Consider the following 16925-nt stretch of genomic DNA (forward strand, 5'->3'; position numbering starts at 1 on the left):
TCAGTTTTCCTCCTCAGATCTTTCGGTGTTCTCGAAGTATTCCTTCACAGCGCGGTTTATCTCGGTAAAATCATAACCGTACCGCACAAGAGCACTTTTGACCTTTTCTATTGATTTCCTATCTTCACGGTCTATGAGATATCGGGAATGTTTAGTACGAAGAAGCTCCATGATATTGTCATGATAGGCTTCCGAATAGGGTGTAAGAGCGTCCTCGGCTGTAAACTGATCTATGCCCTTCTGCATTATCTCGCGCTTTGACCGCCTGTAGCCGTACTTCTTCACTTCCACAAGCTTGCGCGCCATACGCTCGGCATATCTCACATCATCTATAAAGCCGTGCTCCGTGAGCCTTTTCATGACCGCCGTACACAGCGGCTCGCTCTTGTAATTCTCAATGAGCTTTTTGTACATTTCCGAATAGGTATAGTCCCTGTAATCCAGCAGGTAAAGCGCCCGCTGATAGGCTCTGCGAAAATTTGAAGCGTATATTATCTTTCTGAGAGTATCGCGGTCTGTCTCCATGCCTGCGTGTATGCCGAAATCGGTTATTATATCAGCGTGGAGGTACAGCTTTCGTCCGTCATCAAGCTCTGCTTCGTAGGTCGAGCCTTTATATCGCATGACCGAAGTTAGCTTCATTATTCCTCAGCAGGAGTGAACTCCTCGAAATCCTCGTCAAAGTTTGCGAGGACATCTTCGCTGTCAACAGCTTCAGCTCCCTCAGACTTCGGGGCGTCAGCCTCTGCGCTGACCTTGCTGCTCTTCTTTGGAGCTGCATTGTCGAGCTCGTCCTTGTGAGCAAGTATCTGCTCCTCTATCTCCTTCATAAGGTTCTCATCATTCTGGAGCAGCTCCTTGACATTATCGCGTCCCTGTCCAAGCTTCTGATCCTTATAGCTGAACCATGAGCCGCCCTTCTTGATGATATCAAGATCAACGGCAAGATCGAGCACCTCGCCTGTACGGGATATGCCCGTACCATACATGAGGTCGAACTGACATTCCTTGAAAGGCGGTGCTACCTTATTCTTAACTATCTTGCACTTTGTAGTTGCGCCGATAACGTCTGTACCCGATTTGAGTATCTCGCCCTTTCTTACCTCGATACGGACTGATGAATAGAATTTCAGAGCGCGTCCGCCCGGGGTAGTCTCGGGATTTCCGTACATAACACCGATCTTTTCACGGATCTGGTTTATGAATATAGCAACACAGTTCGACTTTGAGATAGCTGCTGTGAGCTTTCTCATAGCCTGCGACATAAGTCTTGCAAGCTGTCCAACATGGAGATCGCCCATTTCGCCGTCTATCTCGGCACGGGTAGTCATAGCTGCGATAGAGTCAAGTACGATAACGTCGATAGCTCCCGAACGGATAAGAGCTTCGGCGATCTCAAGTGCCTGCTCACCGCTGTCAGGCTGTGATACGAGAAGATCGTCGATATTTACACCAAGAGCCTTGGCGTACACAGGATCAAGGGCGTGCTCAACGTCGATGAAAGCAGCTTCACCGCCTGCTTTCTGAGCCTGAGCAACTATGGAAAGTGCAACTGTGGTCTTACCTGAACTTTCAGGTCCGTATATCTCAACGATACGTCCTCTCGGAACGCCGCCTATGCCAAGTGCCATATCCAGAGTCATAGAGCCTGTAGGTATAGCAGCAACATTCAGTGTCTTAGTCTGTCCGAGACGCATAACTGCGCCTGCACCGTACTTCTTTTCTATCTGCTTGAGAGCTCCCTCAAGGGCAGTCTTTTTATCCTCTTTTGTAGTAACTCTTACAACAGTGGGCTTTTTTGCAAGCTCCTTTTTTGCCATTGGTATTTCCTCCGATCGTTACGTTATATCAGGTCTGTTTCTATGGTATTACGTGCGGCTGCTGTCCTTATTATGCCGCCGCCGTCTTTTCTCAGCTCCACATCTGTGAAGCCGTTTTTTTCAAGTATAGCTTTTACATCATCGTGCTGCCCCATGCCGAATTCATAAGCAACGAAGCCGCCGACTTTAACGGACGTTTTCCACAGCTCCGTCATAGCTCTGTAGAAATCAAGTCCGTCATCTCCGCCGAAAAGCGCAGATGCAGGCTCATGAGTGACCTCAGTCTGGAGCTCGCTCATATCCTGTGATGTAAGATAAGGCGGATTGCTGACGAGTATATCAAGTCCCGCAAGAGACATTGCAGTCTCTCTTTTCAGCACGTCACCTTTTATAATATGTATATCACCGCAGCCGTTTGCGGCGGTATTCTGCTTTAAATAGCCAAGTGCTGCGTCCGAAAGCTCAACAGCGTAAACATCGGCTTCGGGAAGCTCCTTTTTCAGAGCAACTGCGATACAGCCGCTTCCGCTGCAAAGATCTGCTATCTTAGGGGATTTCAGCTTTTCCCTGCGGCAGATGTCCAGCACCTGCTCCACAAGAGTCTCCGTATCGGGACGGGGTATGAGTACGCCCTCGCCCACTTTGAAATTACAGCCCCAGAATTCCCACTGTCCGAGAAGATACTGCAAGGGATAGCCCTCGGCGCGTCTTTTGGCAAGTGAGCGTATCTCTGCTGCCTTATCATCAGGTACAGGCTCTTTCGGCAGGAACATGGGCGTTTTATCGCCGAGCAGGTCCTGAAAGATACAGGTGGTATCAAAGTCAGCCGTGTCCTCATCGCGCTGTGCGATAATGCTGCGGCATTCTGCGAAAAGCTCCCCGCGGCTTACCACTTGTCCTCCTCCTTGTTCTCAGGTATGCAGGGCTTCATAGCTGCGATAGCTATCTCTATCATACTGTCATCGGGCTCACGGGTGGTTATGCGCTGCATAGCAAGTCCCGGAGCGGATAATATCCTTGTAAAGGTATTATCGTTATTTCCCGCAAGACGTATACACTCATATGAAATTCCCACAACAAGAGGGAGAAGTATCAGTGATGCAACGATACGCTGCCATGTTACCGTAAAGGGTACAAGGCACATAACGAGTATGCTTACGATAAGCACGATGAATATGAAGCTTGTTCCGCAGCGTTTGTGGAAACGTGTCTGCTTGCGGACATTCTCCACAGTAAGAGGCAGTTCAGCCTCATGGCAGGCAATCGTCTTATGCTCTGCGCCGTGGTACATATACTGCCTTTTGATGTCTTTCATAAGGCTGACAAGATACATATAAAGTACAAATAGCACTATCTTTACGATCCCCTCAAGAAGCGAACGAACGATGCGATGCTCCTTGACAGAGGGGATAAATCCCACAAGCCACTTTGGCAGGAACACAAAGAGTCCTATTGCCATTGCAACACCGAGAAGTATACCTAAATACATGAATATATCGGTAACTGTGTCCTTTTCCTTCTCTTCCTTTTTCTCGCCGCTTTTTTCGGAAGCCTCCGCTGTCTTGTCGGCAGCAGCCTCAGCTGGCGTATCTGCGGCAGCTGAGGCTGCAACATTCTCAGTCTTTTCGGATTTTGATTTTTTCTTGTCCTTCTTCTTGTCGTCTTCCTCTTCATCATCGACCATTTGCTTTTCAGCCGATTTCATCATGTACTTATAGCCCTTGGTGAGAGATATGACGAAATTGGTACAGCCTCTTACAAGAGGGACTTTTCTGTACCACGGAGCGTTCTTTCCGTTGTTTTCTTCCCATGTTTCAAGGTCTATAGTACCGTCGGGAAGTCTGCAAGCCATAGCACCTGTAGTTGGTCCGAGCATCATTATGCCCTCAACAAGTGCCTGACCGCCTATTTTGGATTTGAATTTTTCATTTGTATTTGTATTAGTATTGTTTCCCATTTTTTCACCTTATTGAAAATAGTAATGCCTGTGCCTTACGGCTTTACCGCAGGAAGTGAGATAGTGACTTTAGTGCCCTTGCCCTCACCCTCACTGTCGATATCCAGTTTTCCGCCGTGCATACTGATTATCTCATCGGCAACGGCAAGACCGATACCCGAGCCGCGGCGTGTGTGATTAGCCTTGTAGAATTTAGTCTTGACCTTTGCAAGGTCGCTCTGTTTTATGCCGAGACCTGTATCCGCAACTGATACTATAACACTGTCGCCCGATTCATAGGCTTTTATGGTCACTGTATCACCTGCCGAAGAATACTTGACAGCATTGTCGATAACATTGATGAATACCTGTCTGATACGGTTCTTGTCGCCGAAAACGAATGGGAGCATCTCAGGCTCGTCATATATTATCTTTTTATCTTCACGCCTTGCCTTGTCGCTGTATATGAGAACAGCGTCACCAAGCTCGGCGAGGATATCCATATTTGCATTCTGTAACGTGAAGTGTCCGTTCTGCATACGGGAGAAGTCAAGCAGCTCCTCAACCATCTGCGACAGACGCTCAGTTTCATTAACTATTACCTTGACACCCTTTTTCATGGTGTCGGGACTGCCGCCGCCGTCTATCATAAGTGTTTCAGCCCAGCCCTTTATGGCGGTGAGAGGCGTTCTCAGCTCGTGGGACACGGAAGAAATGAACTCATTCTTCATAGCCTCGGCTGTTGAAAGCTCGTCAGCCATATTGTTTATGGCAGTACAGAGGTCGCCTATCTCGTCATCACTGTCGTTGTCGATACGCGTTGTGAAGTCGCCCATAGCGTATTTTCGGGCGATACCGCTTATCTGCCTGATAGGTCTTACGATAGAGCCTGCAAAATACAGACCTGTTATGACTATTATCAGAATAATCGTTATACATACTACAGTTACCGCAGCTGTATAGTTCTTTATGGTATTATCTATGTCTGTAAGAGATGTTACCATTCTTACTGCACTGTATTCACTGCTCATTGAAGATATGGACTGTGATACTGCCAGTACCTTTTCTCCGCCGCCTATCTTGTAAACATGAGAGCCCTCGCCCGATTCCATAGCTTTTACGTAATCAGGCATAACATCGTCCGCATCGGGAGAAAATCCCGACGAGGTAAGCACGACTCTTCCCTTTGAGTTTACTGCCATAAGCTCTATCTTGTCTTTTTCGTTGAATGTTTCAAGCATATTTCTCATTTCAGACGAGAAATTCGTTGAGCTGTCCTGAGAATGCATACTCAGTATACTTGTGACAGCATTCAGCTTCGAGACGATATACTGCTTTGCAGAGCTGTAGAAATAATTCTGTATCGCATAGACTATAGCCATTTCTATTACAAGAAGCGCGAGTACAACAACTCCTAAGTTGTTGAATATCCACCGCTTTGTGATGCTCTTTTTAGCCATTACTGAATATCATTCCACTTGTATCCATAGCCCCATATAGTTATGATGTATTTCGGGCTTGACGGTTCTTCCTCTATTTTCATGCGTATGCGTCTGATATTTACATCGACGATCTTATCATCGCCGTAATAGCTCTCGCCCCAGATATGGTTGAGTATGCTTGCGCGGTCGAGAGCGGTATTCTTGTTGTTCATAAAGAATTCGAGTATCTGATACTCTACCTGTGTAAGCTCTATGGGAGCTCCGTCCTTTGTGACTGTACGGCTCTTGAGATTGAGCACGAAAGGTCCGCTTTCTATGACAGACTGTTTTTCATTCTTGATGAAGCTCATGCACACACGTCTGTATATAGCATCAACGCGGGCAGTAAGCTCGGAAGGTGAAAACGGCTTTGTTATATAATCATCAGCACCTATCATAAGTCCGCTGACCTTGTCCATTTCCTGAGTTCTTGCGGTAAGCATTATGATACCGATAGTCGAGCTTTTCTCACGTATCTTCTTGCAGACCGTAAAGCCGTCTATACCGGGCATCATAATATCCAGCAGGACGATATCGAAGTTGCCGTGTTCAGCCTCAAAGGTCTTGAGGGCAGCTTCTCCGCAGTTCACATCAACTACATCATATCCTGCACGTTTAAGATTTATTACAACGAATTCGCGGATAGTATCCTCGTCTTCGCATATAAGTATACGTTTCATCTGTTTTCACTCCTTTGAACGAGTAAGTATATATCAATCTCTGAATCTGAAACCAATAGCTGCCTCCGCAGGTGTCAGACCGAGACCGTCATCGTCTGTACCGGAATTTGCAGGGATATACGCGAGACACGATGAATCACCCTTTGAATGCATGAGCATATATCCGCCTGAGATGCGGTCCTCACGGGAAGGCTGATCCTCCGCACAGAAAATACGCAGAAGCTCCCTGCCAATACCTTCTTCATCATAAGCGCAGAAAACTATCTCATCATTGACTACGTCTCGCTTTACAGTTACCCTGTCTTTCCACCTTTCGGGGAAAACGAAGATATATCCGTCATTCAGGCTGTAATAAGATGTACACTGCTGTTCAAGCTCATAATTACTGTTTATGCGCTTCCATTCGGTAAGTTTGAGCTGTTCTCCAACGGCAGAAGCCTCATAGCTCGGAGCTATGACCTGTTTGGGTATCTCAAGGCTGCCGTCACCGTCAACATCAAAGCAGGTACAGCCTGCGGGACGTACAGTAGACTCTGACTGTTCGGAATTTTCAAAGATCTTTTTCAGAATGCCGTCCTTCATGTATAAGACATCGGTCTGAATGGAGCCTGCTCCCGATAAAGCATCGATATATATACCCATTTCAGAATCGCCGACCTTGCCGTAGCTTATGTTTTCAAACTCACTGAACTTTCCGCTGAGCTCAAGTATCGTCTTGAGGTACTTGCCTTTATCGTCGAGCTCATATACCTCAGCAAATGCAGGAGCATCATTGACTGACTTTGCCAGTCTCAGAAACTCATATTCATTATCCATGTCAAGATCCTGTACATCAATGAACGAATATGAAGCCGAAAACGTGGGCGGCTTGGTAAGTTTGCCGTCAGCGTAATTGTATATGGATACGTTCTTTTCGGAACGGTTTATCATGCTTGTGCCTATGATAAGGTTTATGCGGTCATTTGAGCCCAGCTTTGAGATGATGACCTTTTCTATCTCGCTGCCTTCCGCAGCGTCGTCCCATACCGAGCTCCATTCGCCGTTTTTCTTATCAAGTATGTTTATACGCAGCGGATTTTCATCGGCTGCATGGTCTTTTCTCTCATAGAAAACCAGTGCTTCATTGCCGCCGTCACCGTCAATATCCTCGACTATGAAAGCGGAAAGATATTTTCCTGTTTTCGGATATTTAAGACTTATTGCCGTACCGTGCGCAGTGGTCAGTGCAGAATATATCTGCTCCTGCTCAACGCTGAGCTTCGGCGGAGCCATAAGTGTATCTATGCTCGCACCGAAGGTACAGCCGCTTAGCCCTGACGCTGTAAGCACAGCTGTCAGAAGCAGTGATGTTTTTTTCATAATTCAAGATCATTCACGCTCTTCGAGCTTTATGTATTCCTTTTCCTTTGCGATAGCCTTGTAAGCAGGACGGATAATCCTTCCGCCTGTGAGTATCTCCTCCATGCGGTGAGCTGCCCAGCCTGCCATACGAGCGATAGCGAAAAGCGGAGTGAAAAGCTCATCAGGGATCCCGAGCATTCTGTAAACGAGACCTGAATACATATCAACGTTTGCACACATGGCCTTTGTATTGCCCTTCATTTCGAGGAATACCTCTGGTGTAAGACGCTCGATAGTTTCGAGAAGTCTGAACTCAGCCTCGATCTCCTTGCCCTTTGCAAGCTCGAAAGCTTTCTTCTTGAGTATAACTGCACGAGGATCGGAGATAGTATATACAGCATGGCCCATACCGTAGATAAGACCTGAATGGTCATTTGTCTCCTTGCGTATGGTCTTGCGCATATAATCGGCAACTTCGCCCTCGTCTTCCCAGTTCTTGATATTCGCCTTGAAATTGTCAAGCATATTTATTACCTGAAGGTTAGCACCGCCGTGGCGAGGTCCTTTCAGTGAGCATATAGCTGATGAATAAGCAGAATAAGGATCTGTGCCCGAAGAAGTAAGTACGCGGCAGGTAAATGTGGAGTTGTTTCCGCCGCCGTGCTCTGCCTGTAACATGAGCAGACGGTCAAGCATCTGTGCCTCGTCCTTTGTGTACTGTCTGTCGGGACGGAGAAGCGAAAGTATACACTGAGCTGTGTTTTCCTCATAGTTGATGGGGTGCATTATCATGCTCTGGTTATCGAATACCCTGCGCTTTACCTGATAAGCGTTGGCCATGATAACAGGGAGCTTTGCGATAAGGCTCACAGCAGTGCGCATCTCGTTTTCGAGCCCCTTGTTCTCACACTCGTCATCGTAAGAATACAGAGCCAGAACAGAACGTGCCAGCTTGTTCATGATATTCTTTGACGGTGCTTTGAGTATCATATCCTCAACGAAGCCGTTGGGGAGGTCTCTTTTTACTGAAATGTATGAACTGAAGGTCTTCAGCTCCTTCACGTTCGGGAGATGACCGAAAAGCAGAAGGAAAGCCGTCTCCTCATATCCGAAGCGGTCGTCCTCTTCAACATTGGCAACAAGATCGTTGATATTATATCCTCTGTAGATGAGCTGTCCGGGGATAGGCTCTCTTTCTCCCTCATTCATAACATAACCGTGAACGTTGCAGATATTGGTTATTCCTGCCATTACACCTGTGCCGTCACTGTTGCGGAGTCCTCTCTTAACGTGGTATTTTTCATAAAGTTTTGGATCTATAGCGGTATTATCAGCAAGTCTGCCGCATAAATCTGTAATATTAGCCCCTGAAATGAATGAAGGCATTATGATCACACTCCTAAAACATATTCATTATTAATTATACACCATATTCTGTTTAATGTCAAATGTTATTTCGTATATAAACCGCTGTTCAAAACAAATGTTCTTATACACTGTGACCAAAGGAGAAGCTTATGAAAAAATATCTTACCGCCGCACTGCTTTTAACAGCAGCCGTAACTCTTATCCCCGTATTCCCTGCCTGCTTTTACGGAAAGAACGTCTCTGCAAAAGATACAGGGCAGGTACAGCCGAAAGAAGCCGAATTTTCGGAAGATAAAAGTGCAAAAAAGGCAGTATGCTCAGATGAGCCGTACAAGGTGCTCGACACCGAAAGCGGAAAGGTCCTTGAAGTACCCGTCCGCGACTATGTTATCGGAGCTGTCTGCGCGGAAATGCCTGCGTCTTTCAGTGAAGAAGCCCTCAAAGCTCAGGCTGTAGCTGCTCACACCTACGCCGAAAGGCAGCGGCTGAGGGAAAAAGCCTCTCCTACTCCCGAGCTCGGCGGTGCCGATTTTTCCAATGATACCGCAGTATATCAGGGGTTCTTCACAAAAGAACAGGCGCGTGAACGGTTCGGCGAAAAATTTGAAGAGAGCTATGGCAAAATATCCGCCGCAGCCGATGAAGTCCTGCCGTACATAATCACATACGATGACGCGCCTATCATAGCCGCTTTTCACTCAATGTCCGCAGGCTATACGGAAAGTGCGGAAAACGTATGGGGAACTCCCGTTGACTATCTTGTGGAAGTTGACAGCCGCTCAGACCTTACTGCGCCGAAATTCCGCGAGGAAAAGAAGTTTTCACGGGACGAGCTGAAAAACGCCCTTGAAGCAGCATTTGACGGCATATCTCTCGGCGAGGATATGTCGGAGTGGATAAGGATAAATACCACGTCAGACGCAGGGACTGTCTTATCAGCGGATGTAGGCGGAAAGTCCGCAACCGGAAACGATATAAGGCTTGCTCTCGGTCTGCGCTCAGCAAGCTTTGATGTGCGTACCGAGGGCGATACTGCCGTTATAACCACAAAGGGCTACGGACACGGCGTGGGAATGAGCCAGTACGGTGCCAACGCTATGGCTGAGGAGGGCAAAAGCTGGCGCGATATCATTGCTCATTACTATCCTGAATGTACCATATCTGTGAGCTGAAGCTTTTGTGCAAATAGCAATAAAAAGCGGTCGTTTTTTGCCATTTCCGTCAATTCGTATTGACATAGCTCTGACGATTTGCTATAATGATTTTGTGTTGTTTGATACAGCATAACATGAGAAATATAAAAACAAACCAAAAGGAGACTTGTGTCCGCGAACCGACGGATAAAGGATTATGAACAAAAACAGAGATCTATATAAAAGATTTGTTACTTTCATTTCTGCTATGCTCCTGCTTGGCATACTGACAGGCATTTTCGCCTATGTATGGTACAAGCAATACAGCGAGCAGATAGTCCTGCCTTACTACAGGCGAGGAAACTGGGTGCTCATCGCTATATACTGCCTGCTTGTATGGCTGTTTTTCAGAGCCTACGGCGGCTTCAAGCTGGGCTACCTCAAAAAGACCGATATGCTTTACTCCCAGATGATATCCATGATATGTGTGAACGTGGTGTCCTATTTCGTCATCAGCCTTATAGGACGACATTTCATGCCCGTTGCGCCTGTGGTGTATATGACAGGCGTTGATCTCGGTGCCATAGCCATATGGACGCTTCTGGCAGGAAAGGTCTACTTCATGATGTATCCGCCGAGAAAGCTGGTCATCATCTACGGCAGCCATCAGGCTGCATCACTGGTACTGAAAATGAGCCAGCGAGTGGACAAGTACATGATATGCGAGTCCATAAGCATAAACGAGCCCGAGGAAAAGGTGAAAGAGCTCATAATGAAGTACGAAGGTGCTATCGTATGCGATATACCTGCCGAGCAGCGTAACGACTACCTCAAATTCTGCTTTGAGCACTCAAAACGTGCGTATATCGCACCGAAAATATCGGATATTATAATAAGAGGAGCAGACGATATACGTCTGTTCGATACTCCTCTCATGCTCTGCCGCAATTACGGTCTTGATTTCGAGCAGCAGCTGGTAAAGCGCGTATTTGACATAGTATTCTCACTTATCGCCCTCGTTCCTGCCGCTCCTTTCATGCTCATATCGGCGATCGCCGTAAAGCTCTACGACAGAGGCCCTGTATTCTACAAGCAGAAGCGTCTTACCCTCAACGGCAGGGAATTCTATGTGTATAAATTCCGCAGCATGATAGTTGACGCGGAAAAGGACGGCAAGCCCCGTCTTGCTTCCGAAGAGGACGACCGTATAACTCCCGTTGGAAAGATACTGAGAAAATTCCGTATCGACGAGTTCCCTCAGCTCCTCAATATCCTCAAGGGTGATATGTCCGTTGTAGGACCGCGCCCCGAGCGTCCCGAGCTTACCGAGGAATACAAAAAGGAAATGCCCGAATTCGGCTTCAGACTCAAAGTCAAAGCAGGTCTCACAGGCTATGCACAGGTCACGGGCGCATACGATACAACTCCATATGACAAGCTGAAAATGGATCTGATGTACATTGAAAACTACTCAATACGTCTTGACCTTCAGATAATACTTATGACAATAAAGACAATGTTCTTCCCACCTAAGAATAACGCAGAAACTGCCGAAGGACTTCTCATGCCGAAGAACATGAACCAAAAGGAGGATACAAAATGAAAACCACCGCAGTTATCATGGCAGGCGGACGAGGCGAACGCTTCTGGCCAAAGAGCCGCAATGCTTGTCCCAAGCAGTTCCTCTCACTTACAAGGGACGGCGAGACCATGATACAGAAAACTGTAAAAAGACTCGCACCAATAGTTGAAGCTGAGGATATCTATATCGTTACCAATGCAGCTTATATCGACCTTGTAAATGAGCAGCTCCCCAATATCCCGAGAGAGAATATCCTTGCCGAGCCATGCGCAAGGAACACTGCTCCGTGTATCGCTTTTGCAGCAGCTGTAATAAACAGAAAATACGAAGATGCTGTAATGCTGGTGCTCCCCTCAGACCACCTTATCGGCTATGAGGATATTTATATAAATACGCTTAAAAAGGCTATCAAGGCTGCCGAAAAAGGCAAGCGTCTCGTTACTATCGGCATTACTCCCGAATATCCCGAGACAGGCTACGGCTATATCAATTTCGGCGAGGAAAAGGGCGATGTGTACGCTGTTGAGCGTTTCGTTGAAAAGCCCGACCTCGCAAAAGCAAAGGAGTACCTTGCATCGGGCAAGTACCTCTGGAACAGCGGTATGTTCGTTTGGAAGCTCTCTTCCATAATGCTGAATATGCAGTCTCTCATGCCCGATATCTACGAGGGCGCAGTACGCATAGGACAGGCTTACGGAACTCCTCAGTTCAACGAAACTCTCGTAAAGGAATTCACAGCTTTCAGAAGCGAGTCAGTAGACTTCGGCATCATGGAGAAAGCAAAGCATATCTATACTATCCCCGGAAGCTTCGGCTGGGACGATGTGGGAAGCTGGTTAGCTGTCGAGCGTATCAACGAGACAGACGACGAAAACAACTACATCGACGGCGATGTTATCACCATAGATTCAAAGCGTACCACAGTATGCGGCGGAAAACGCCTTGTTGCTGCTGTAGGTACAAGAGACCTTATCATCGTTGATACCGACGATGTGCTCCTTGTATGCTCAAAGAACAATACTCAGGACGTTAAAAAGGTCATCGCTCAGCTCAAAGAACAGAACAGGAACGAATTAGTTTAAAGGAGATATAATAAATGAAAAACGCACTTATTACAGGTATTACAGGTCAGGACGGCTCTTACCTTGCAGAGCTCCTTCTCGAAAAGGGATACAATGTTTACGGTATCTGGAGAAGAAAGGCTACCGTTGACTATGGCAATATCGCTCATCTCAAGGACAAGGTCAACCTTATCTACGCAGATATGACCGACCCTGTTTCACTTATATCAGCTATGAGAATTTCACAGGCTGACGAGGTATACAACCTTGCTGCACAGTCTTTCGTGGCTACAAGCTGGGACACTCCTCTCGGAACTGCCGACATTGACGCTCTCGGCGTTACAAATATGCTGGAGGCTATCCGCATAGTAAAGCCCGAGGCTCGCTTCTATCAGGCTTCTACTTCCGAAATGTTCGGTCTTGTACAGGAGACTCCTCAGAAGGAGACAACTCCTTTCTACCCAAGAAGCCCATACGGCGTAGCTAAGCTCTACGGTCACTGGATCACAAAGAACTACCGCGAGAGCTACGGTCTTTTTGCTTGCTCGGGCATACTTTTCAACCATGAGTCGGAACGCCGCGGCATTGAATTCGTAACACGTAAGATAACAGACGCTGCTGCACGTATCAAGCTGGGCGTACAGGAGTACATGGAGCTCGGCAACATGGACTCTAAGCGTGACTGGGGACACTCAAAGGACTATGTCCGCGCTATGTGGCTCATGCTCCAGCAGGACAAGCCCGATGACTACGTTATCGCTACAAACGAGACAAGAACTGTACGCGAATTCGTTGAGACTGCATTCAAGCACGTTGGCATTGACGTTGAATGGCAGGGCAGCGGAGTTGACGAGATAGGTATAAACAAGGCAAACGGCAAGACTATAGTAAAGGTAAACAAGAAGTTCTTCCGTCCTGCTGAGGTCGATATACTCCTCGGCGATCCTTCAAAGGCTGAAAAGACTCTCGGCTGGAAGCGCGAGATAAACTTCTCGGAGCTTGTTGAGAGAATGGTAAAGAACGACCTTGAACTTGTTCAGAACGAGATAAAGGTAAAGGAGATACTCGGCTGAGTATCGGCTTAATAGGGGGGTAATTATGAATACTGAAGTTCTCAGAAGCGTAAAAGGCGGATATGACAAGAACGCTGTGATAGATAAACTCGAAAACTACGGTATATTAATGAATATGGCAGAAGCTCCCGATGCTGACGCTGCAAAGATAAGAGCTGAACTGGACAAGCTGAGACAGACTCAGCTTCCCTGTGTAAAGGGCGGATTTTTCGGCAAGATCGGCTTTTCAGCTGAGGATACGGATAAGTACTTCTCACAGCTTGAAGAAAAGATCATGTCTGCTCTTGAAGGGAAGTAATGAAAAGCTCTATCCATATTTAACGGCAGTGTTATGAAAGGAGATCGTTCATGGGTAATTGTTTGGATTCCGTATTCGGCGGATATGATAAAAAAGATGTCCTTGCAAAAACAGACGCATACAACAGCCTGATCGAAGCTATAGATAAAGCCAACCTTTCTGACGCTGCAATAAATGCGGAGCTTTTAAAGATAAGGCATATGCCTCTGAGAAAGGCAAAATGCCTTTTCATTCCGTGTTCGGGATTTTCTATTCCCCAGACCGACAGCTATATAGCCGAGCTTGAAAAGGAAATAGCCAATAAGATCATGCTCTGATCTGCGCTTTAATGCCAAAGGAGAAACGGTCATGGACGAGCGAAGGATACTATTCGAGGTAGATAACGGCTATGATATCTATTCATTCAATGAAAGATCCGATGAATACAGCAGGCTTTTCACAGGGCTGAAATACGGCGGACTCACTGAGGACGAGGTACGCAAAAGAGTAGAAGAACTAAAAGCCCAGCCGCTGCCTATATGCGGACCGGGCTATGAGATCGAAAAGGTCGATTTCATTCTCGGAGATCAGGAAAAGAAGCTCCTCATGTACAACGCCGCGGATTTTGCTAAAATAGAGCTGGTCAGATGCGGATACACCATGGAAAGCGTTGAGGCAAAAGTCTTTGCCTACAATGACTTGATACACGAAATAAATGACAGCATGAACACGGTGATCGCGATGAATGAGCTTGAACGTGTAAGACAGCTGCCATTAAAGAAAGCAAAATTTTTCCTTTTGATGCCAAACAGCTATGACAGAGAGCAGACCGACGCTTTTCTTGCGGAACTTGACTCTCATGTTTCAAATATGATATAAAAACCAAAGGTGGAGAAGTTGATTTGAAAATAACCTTCGACGCTGTACCTATATGCAGCGATAAAATAACGGGTATAGGCTGGTGTGAAGTGGGACAGACACAGACTCTCGCACAGATACACCCCGAAAACGAATACGAGTACAGCTTCTTCACAAGCGGCGACAAAGAGCGCGAAAAGCGCGTGAAGCAGTTTGCAGGCAAGCAGATAAAGCTCAATATATCAGGCTTTTCCGGCTATCTTTATCGTGCCGCAAGCACTTTCCTGCCTATACCCTATTCATTCTTTTTCGGCAGGAAGTCCGATATCACCCACTTTTTCAATTACATCGTACCGCCTTTCGTACACGGCAAAAAGGTGGTAACAGTACACGATATGGTCTATAAGGCTTTCCCCGAGACAGTCCGCGGACGTACACGCTTCATGCTCGTATCGGGACTAAAACGCTCGATGAAACGCGCCGATCTTATCGTTACAGACTCAGAATTTTCAAAGGCTGAGATAATCAAGTATTTTCCTCAGCATGAACATAAAATAAGAGTAGTCCCCTGCGGTGTCGATCTTGAAAGATTTCACCCATGTGAGACTCCCGAGCGCATACCCGAGGTAAAGAAGTCGCTGGAGATAGAGGGCGATTACTTCCTCTATTTAGGCACTATCGAGCCCCGAAAGAACCTTGAAAGGCTCATTTCCGCTTATGCTGCATTTGCAAAAAAGGTGGGCGAAAAAGCTCCAAAGCTTGTACTTGCAGGGGGCAAGGGCTGGCTCAACGACGGCATATACAGCCGCGTTGAAAAGCTTGGTATGACAAAAAATATCATCTTCACAAAATACGTGCCCTCAGAGGACATGAATCCCCTGATGTGCGGCGCACTTGCATTCGTTTTTCCGTCTATTTACGAGGGATTCGGTATGCCGCCCCTTGAAGCTATGGCTTGCGGAGTACCTGTACTTGCTTCGGGAGAAGCTTCTCTGCCCGAGGTCACAGGCGACTGCGCTGTGATATGCGATGCATATTCCGTAAAAAGCATAGCACAGGGACTTTACAGGCTCTACAGCGACGAAAAGCTGAGAAAAGAGCTTAGCGAAAAAGGTCTCGAAAGAGCAAGAGGCTTCACTTGGGAGCGTTCGGCTGAAATGCTTCTGGAAGTATACAGGGAGCTTGTAAAATGAGTAAAAAACTGCGTATCCTTGAAGTAAACAAGGCTTATTTCCCGCATATCGGCGGCATAGAGACACTTATCAGGCAGTATTCCGAGGAACTGGGCAAGCTTGACGGTGTAAGCGTAAAAGCTCTTGTCTGTCGTGACGGCAAAGGCAAGGCTATCAGAGAGAAAATGAACGGTGTGGAGCTGCTGAGGACAGGCAGTCTCGGCACTTATTTCTCGTGTCCGCTGTCATTTTCTTTTATAAGGCATTTCAGAAAAATGGCTGCAAAAGCTGATGTTGTGCATATCCATGTGCCTTTCCCACTTGCCGATGCTGCACTTCTTCTGTCGGGCTATAAAGGAAAAGTTGTGGTATCATGGCACAGCGACATTGTAAAACAGAAAAAGCTCATGCTTTTCTACAAGCCTTTCATGCGCTATCTGCTGAAAAGAGCGGATATCATACTCACGGCTACGGAAGGTCATGTGAAACATTCCCTTTACCTTAATGAATTCAGCCACAAGTGCAGAGTACTGCCCTACGGTATAACTCCCGAGGACTACCTCTCTGTACCGCGCCGCAGCATACTCACGGAAAAAGCCACTGACAAAAGCTGCGTAAAGGTATTCTTCACGGGCAGACTGGTCTATTATAAGGGCGTAGATGTGCTGCTCAAAGCCTTCACAAAGGTAAAAGGCTGTGAGCTTTTCATTGCAGGTACAGGAGAGCTCGGCGACCAGCTCAGAAACTTCGTAAGCTCACATGATATGGAGTCAAAGGTACATTTTCTGGGATTTCTCCCCGATGAAGAACTGAGACAGGCTTATGCCGACTGTGATATATTCGTGCTGCCGTCTGTTGCTCCCAGCGAGGCTTTCGGCATAGTGCAGCTTGAAGCTATGGTATACGGCAAGCCAGTTATAAATACGGCTCTTAGATCGGGAGTACCTTACGTAAGTATCGACGGACAGACAGGTATCACAGTTCCGCCGTCATCGCCAAAGGCTCTCGCAATGGCTATAAACAAACTTGCCGAGGACAAGGAGCTCCGTGAAAAATACGGCAGAGCTGCCGCAGAGCGCGTAAAGAGCGATTTCAACGAAAAAGTCATACTCGGAAAATTATACGACATTTTAAAATAAAAAC

The 16925-nt window shown here is 46.8% G+C and carries 17 protein-coding genes; 9 read left to right on the forward strand and 8 right to left on the reverse strand.

The features are described from left to right. The 8 genes from BLW60_RS07575 to BLW60_RS07610 are packed head-to-tail and all read right to left on the reverse strand — an operon-like array spanning window position 1 to window position 8644. Window positions 1–642: a regulatory protein RecX gene (locus tag BLW60_RS07575; RefSeq protein ID WP_074715975.1), complete on the reverse strand. Its 642-nt coding sequence runs from the start codon at window positions 640–642 to the stop codon at window positions 1–3. Then, window positions 642–1820 carry a recombinase RecA gene (recA, locus tag BLW60_RS07580; protein WP_074715977.1) on the reverse strand — a complete coding sequence of 393 codons (1179 nt, stop codon included), beginning with the start codon at window positions 1818–1820 and terminating at the stop codon, window positions 642–644. The genes BLW60_RS07575 and recA overlap by 1 nt, the downstream gene beginning before the upstream one ends. A gap of 23 nt (window positions 1821–1843) precedes the next feature. After that, window positions 1844–2713, reverse strand: a complete 870-nt coding sequence (prmC, locus tag BLW60_RS07585; protein ID WP_074715979.1) for a peptide chain release factor N(5)-glutamine methyltransferase — start codon at window positions 2711–2713, stop codon at window positions 1844–1846. Continuing rightward, window positions 2707–3777 carry a DUF1385 domain-containing protein gene (locus BLW60_RS07590; protein ID WP_074715981.1) on the reverse strand — a complete coding sequence of 357 codons (1071 nt, stop codon included), beginning with the start codon at window positions 3775–3777 and terminating at the stop codon, window positions 2707–2709. The genes prmC and BLW60_RS07590 overlap by 7 nt, the downstream gene beginning before the upstream one ends. Window positions 3778–3812: 35 nt before the next feature. Next, window positions 3813–5216 (reverse strand): sensor histidine kinase, encoded by a 1404-nt coding sequence (locus tag BLW60_RS07595; protein ID WP_074715983.1) that lies wholly within the window; start codon window positions 5214–5216, stop codon window positions 3813–3815. Continuing rightward, window positions 5216–5917 carry a response regulator transcription factor gene (locus BLW60_RS07600; RefSeq protein WP_074715985.1) on the reverse strand — a complete coding sequence of 234 codons (702 nt, stop codon included), beginning with the start codon at window positions 5915–5917 and terminating at the stop codon, window positions 5216–5218. The genes BLW60_RS07595 and BLW60_RS07600 overlap by 1 nt, the downstream gene beginning before the upstream one ends. Window positions 5918–5950: 33 nt before the next feature. Further along, window positions 5951–7276, reverse strand: a complete 1326-nt coding sequence (locus BLW60_RS07605; protein ID WP_074715987.1) for a hypothetical protein — start codon at window positions 7274–7276, stop codon at window positions 5951–5953. Window positions 7277–7285: 9 nt separating this feature from the next. Continuing rightward, the gene (locus BLW60_RS07610; RefSeq protein WP_074715989.1) at window positions 7286–8644 is read right to left on the reverse strand and encodes a citrate synthase; all 1359 of its coding nucleotides are present in this window, start codon (window positions 8642–8644) and stop codon (window positions 7286–7288) included. A gap of 131 nt (window positions 8645–8775) precedes the next feature. Between BLW60_RS07610 and spoIID the strand changes: the two genes are divergently transcribed. The 9 genes from spoIID (at window position 8776) to BLW60_RS07655 (ending at window position 16921) form a co-directional block, all read left to right on the forward strand. Beyond that, on the forward strand, window positions 8776–9798 hold the full coding sequence (gene spoIID, locus BLW60_RS07615) for a stage II sporulation protein D (RefSeq protein WP_074715991.1): 1023 nt from the start codon (window positions 8776–8778) through the stop codon (window positions 9796–9798). A 178-nt stretch (window positions 9799–9976) separates the two neighbouring features. Next, complete coding sequence (locus tag BLW60_RS07620; RefSeq protein ID WP_074715994.1) at window positions 9977–11362, forward strand: sugar transferase; 1386 nt, start codon at window positions 9977–9979, stop codon at window positions 11360–11362. Beyond that, window positions 11359–12423: a mannose-1-phosphate guanylyltransferase gene (locus tag BLW60_RS07625; protein ID WP_074715996.1), complete on the forward strand. Its 1065-nt coding sequence runs from the start codon at window positions 11359–11361 to the stop codon at window positions 12421–12423. Before BLW60_RS07620 ends, BLW60_RS07625 begins: the two co-directional genes overlap by 4 nt. 14 nt (window positions 12424–12437) lie before the next feature. Then, a complete protein-coding gene (gene gmd, locus BLW60_RS07630) occupies window positions 12438–13475 on the forward strand; it encodes a GDP-mannose 4,6-dehydratase (RefSeq protein ID WP_074715998.1) in 1038 nt (345 codons plus the stop codon). 25 nt (window positions 13476–13500) lie between these two features. Further along, a complete protein-coding gene (locus tag BLW60_RS07635; RefSeq protein ID WP_074716000.1) occupies window positions 13501–13773 on the forward strand; it encodes a hypothetical protein in 273 nt (90 codons plus the stop codon). A gap of 50 nt (window positions 13774–13823) precedes the next feature. Beyond that, window positions 13824–14090: a hypothetical protein gene (locus tag BLW60_RS07640; protein WP_074716002.1), complete on the forward strand. Its 267-nt coding sequence runs from the start codon at window positions 13824–13826 to the stop codon at window positions 14088–14090. A gap of 31 nt (window positions 14091–14121) precedes the next feature. Beyond that, entirely contained in the window at window positions 14122–14631 is a 510-nt protein-coding gene (locus BLW60_RS07645; protein WP_074716004.1) for a hypothetical protein, read from the forward strand. A 23-nt stretch (window positions 14632–14654) separates the two neighbouring features. Continuing rightward, window positions 14655–15803: a glycosyltransferase family 4 protein gene (locus tag BLW60_RS07650; protein ID WP_074716006.1), complete on the forward strand. Its 1149-nt coding sequence runs from the start codon at window positions 14655–14657 to the stop codon at window positions 15801–15803. Then, window positions 15800–16921 (forward strand): glycosyltransferase, encoded by a 1122-nt coding sequence (locus BLW60_RS07655; protein ID WP_081348167.1) that lies wholly within the window; start codon window positions 15800–15802, stop codon window positions 16919–16921. The genes BLW60_RS07650 and BLW60_RS07655 overlap by 4 nt, the downstream gene beginning before the upstream one ends. The last annotated feature ends 4 nt before the right edge of the window (window positions 16922–16925 follow it).

This window comes from Ruminococcus flavefaciens, from assembly GCF_900108555.1.
GTDB classification, from domain to species: domain Bacteria; phylum Bacillota; class Clostridia; order Oscillospirales; family Ruminococcaceae; genus Ruminococcus; species Ruminococcus flavefaciens_P.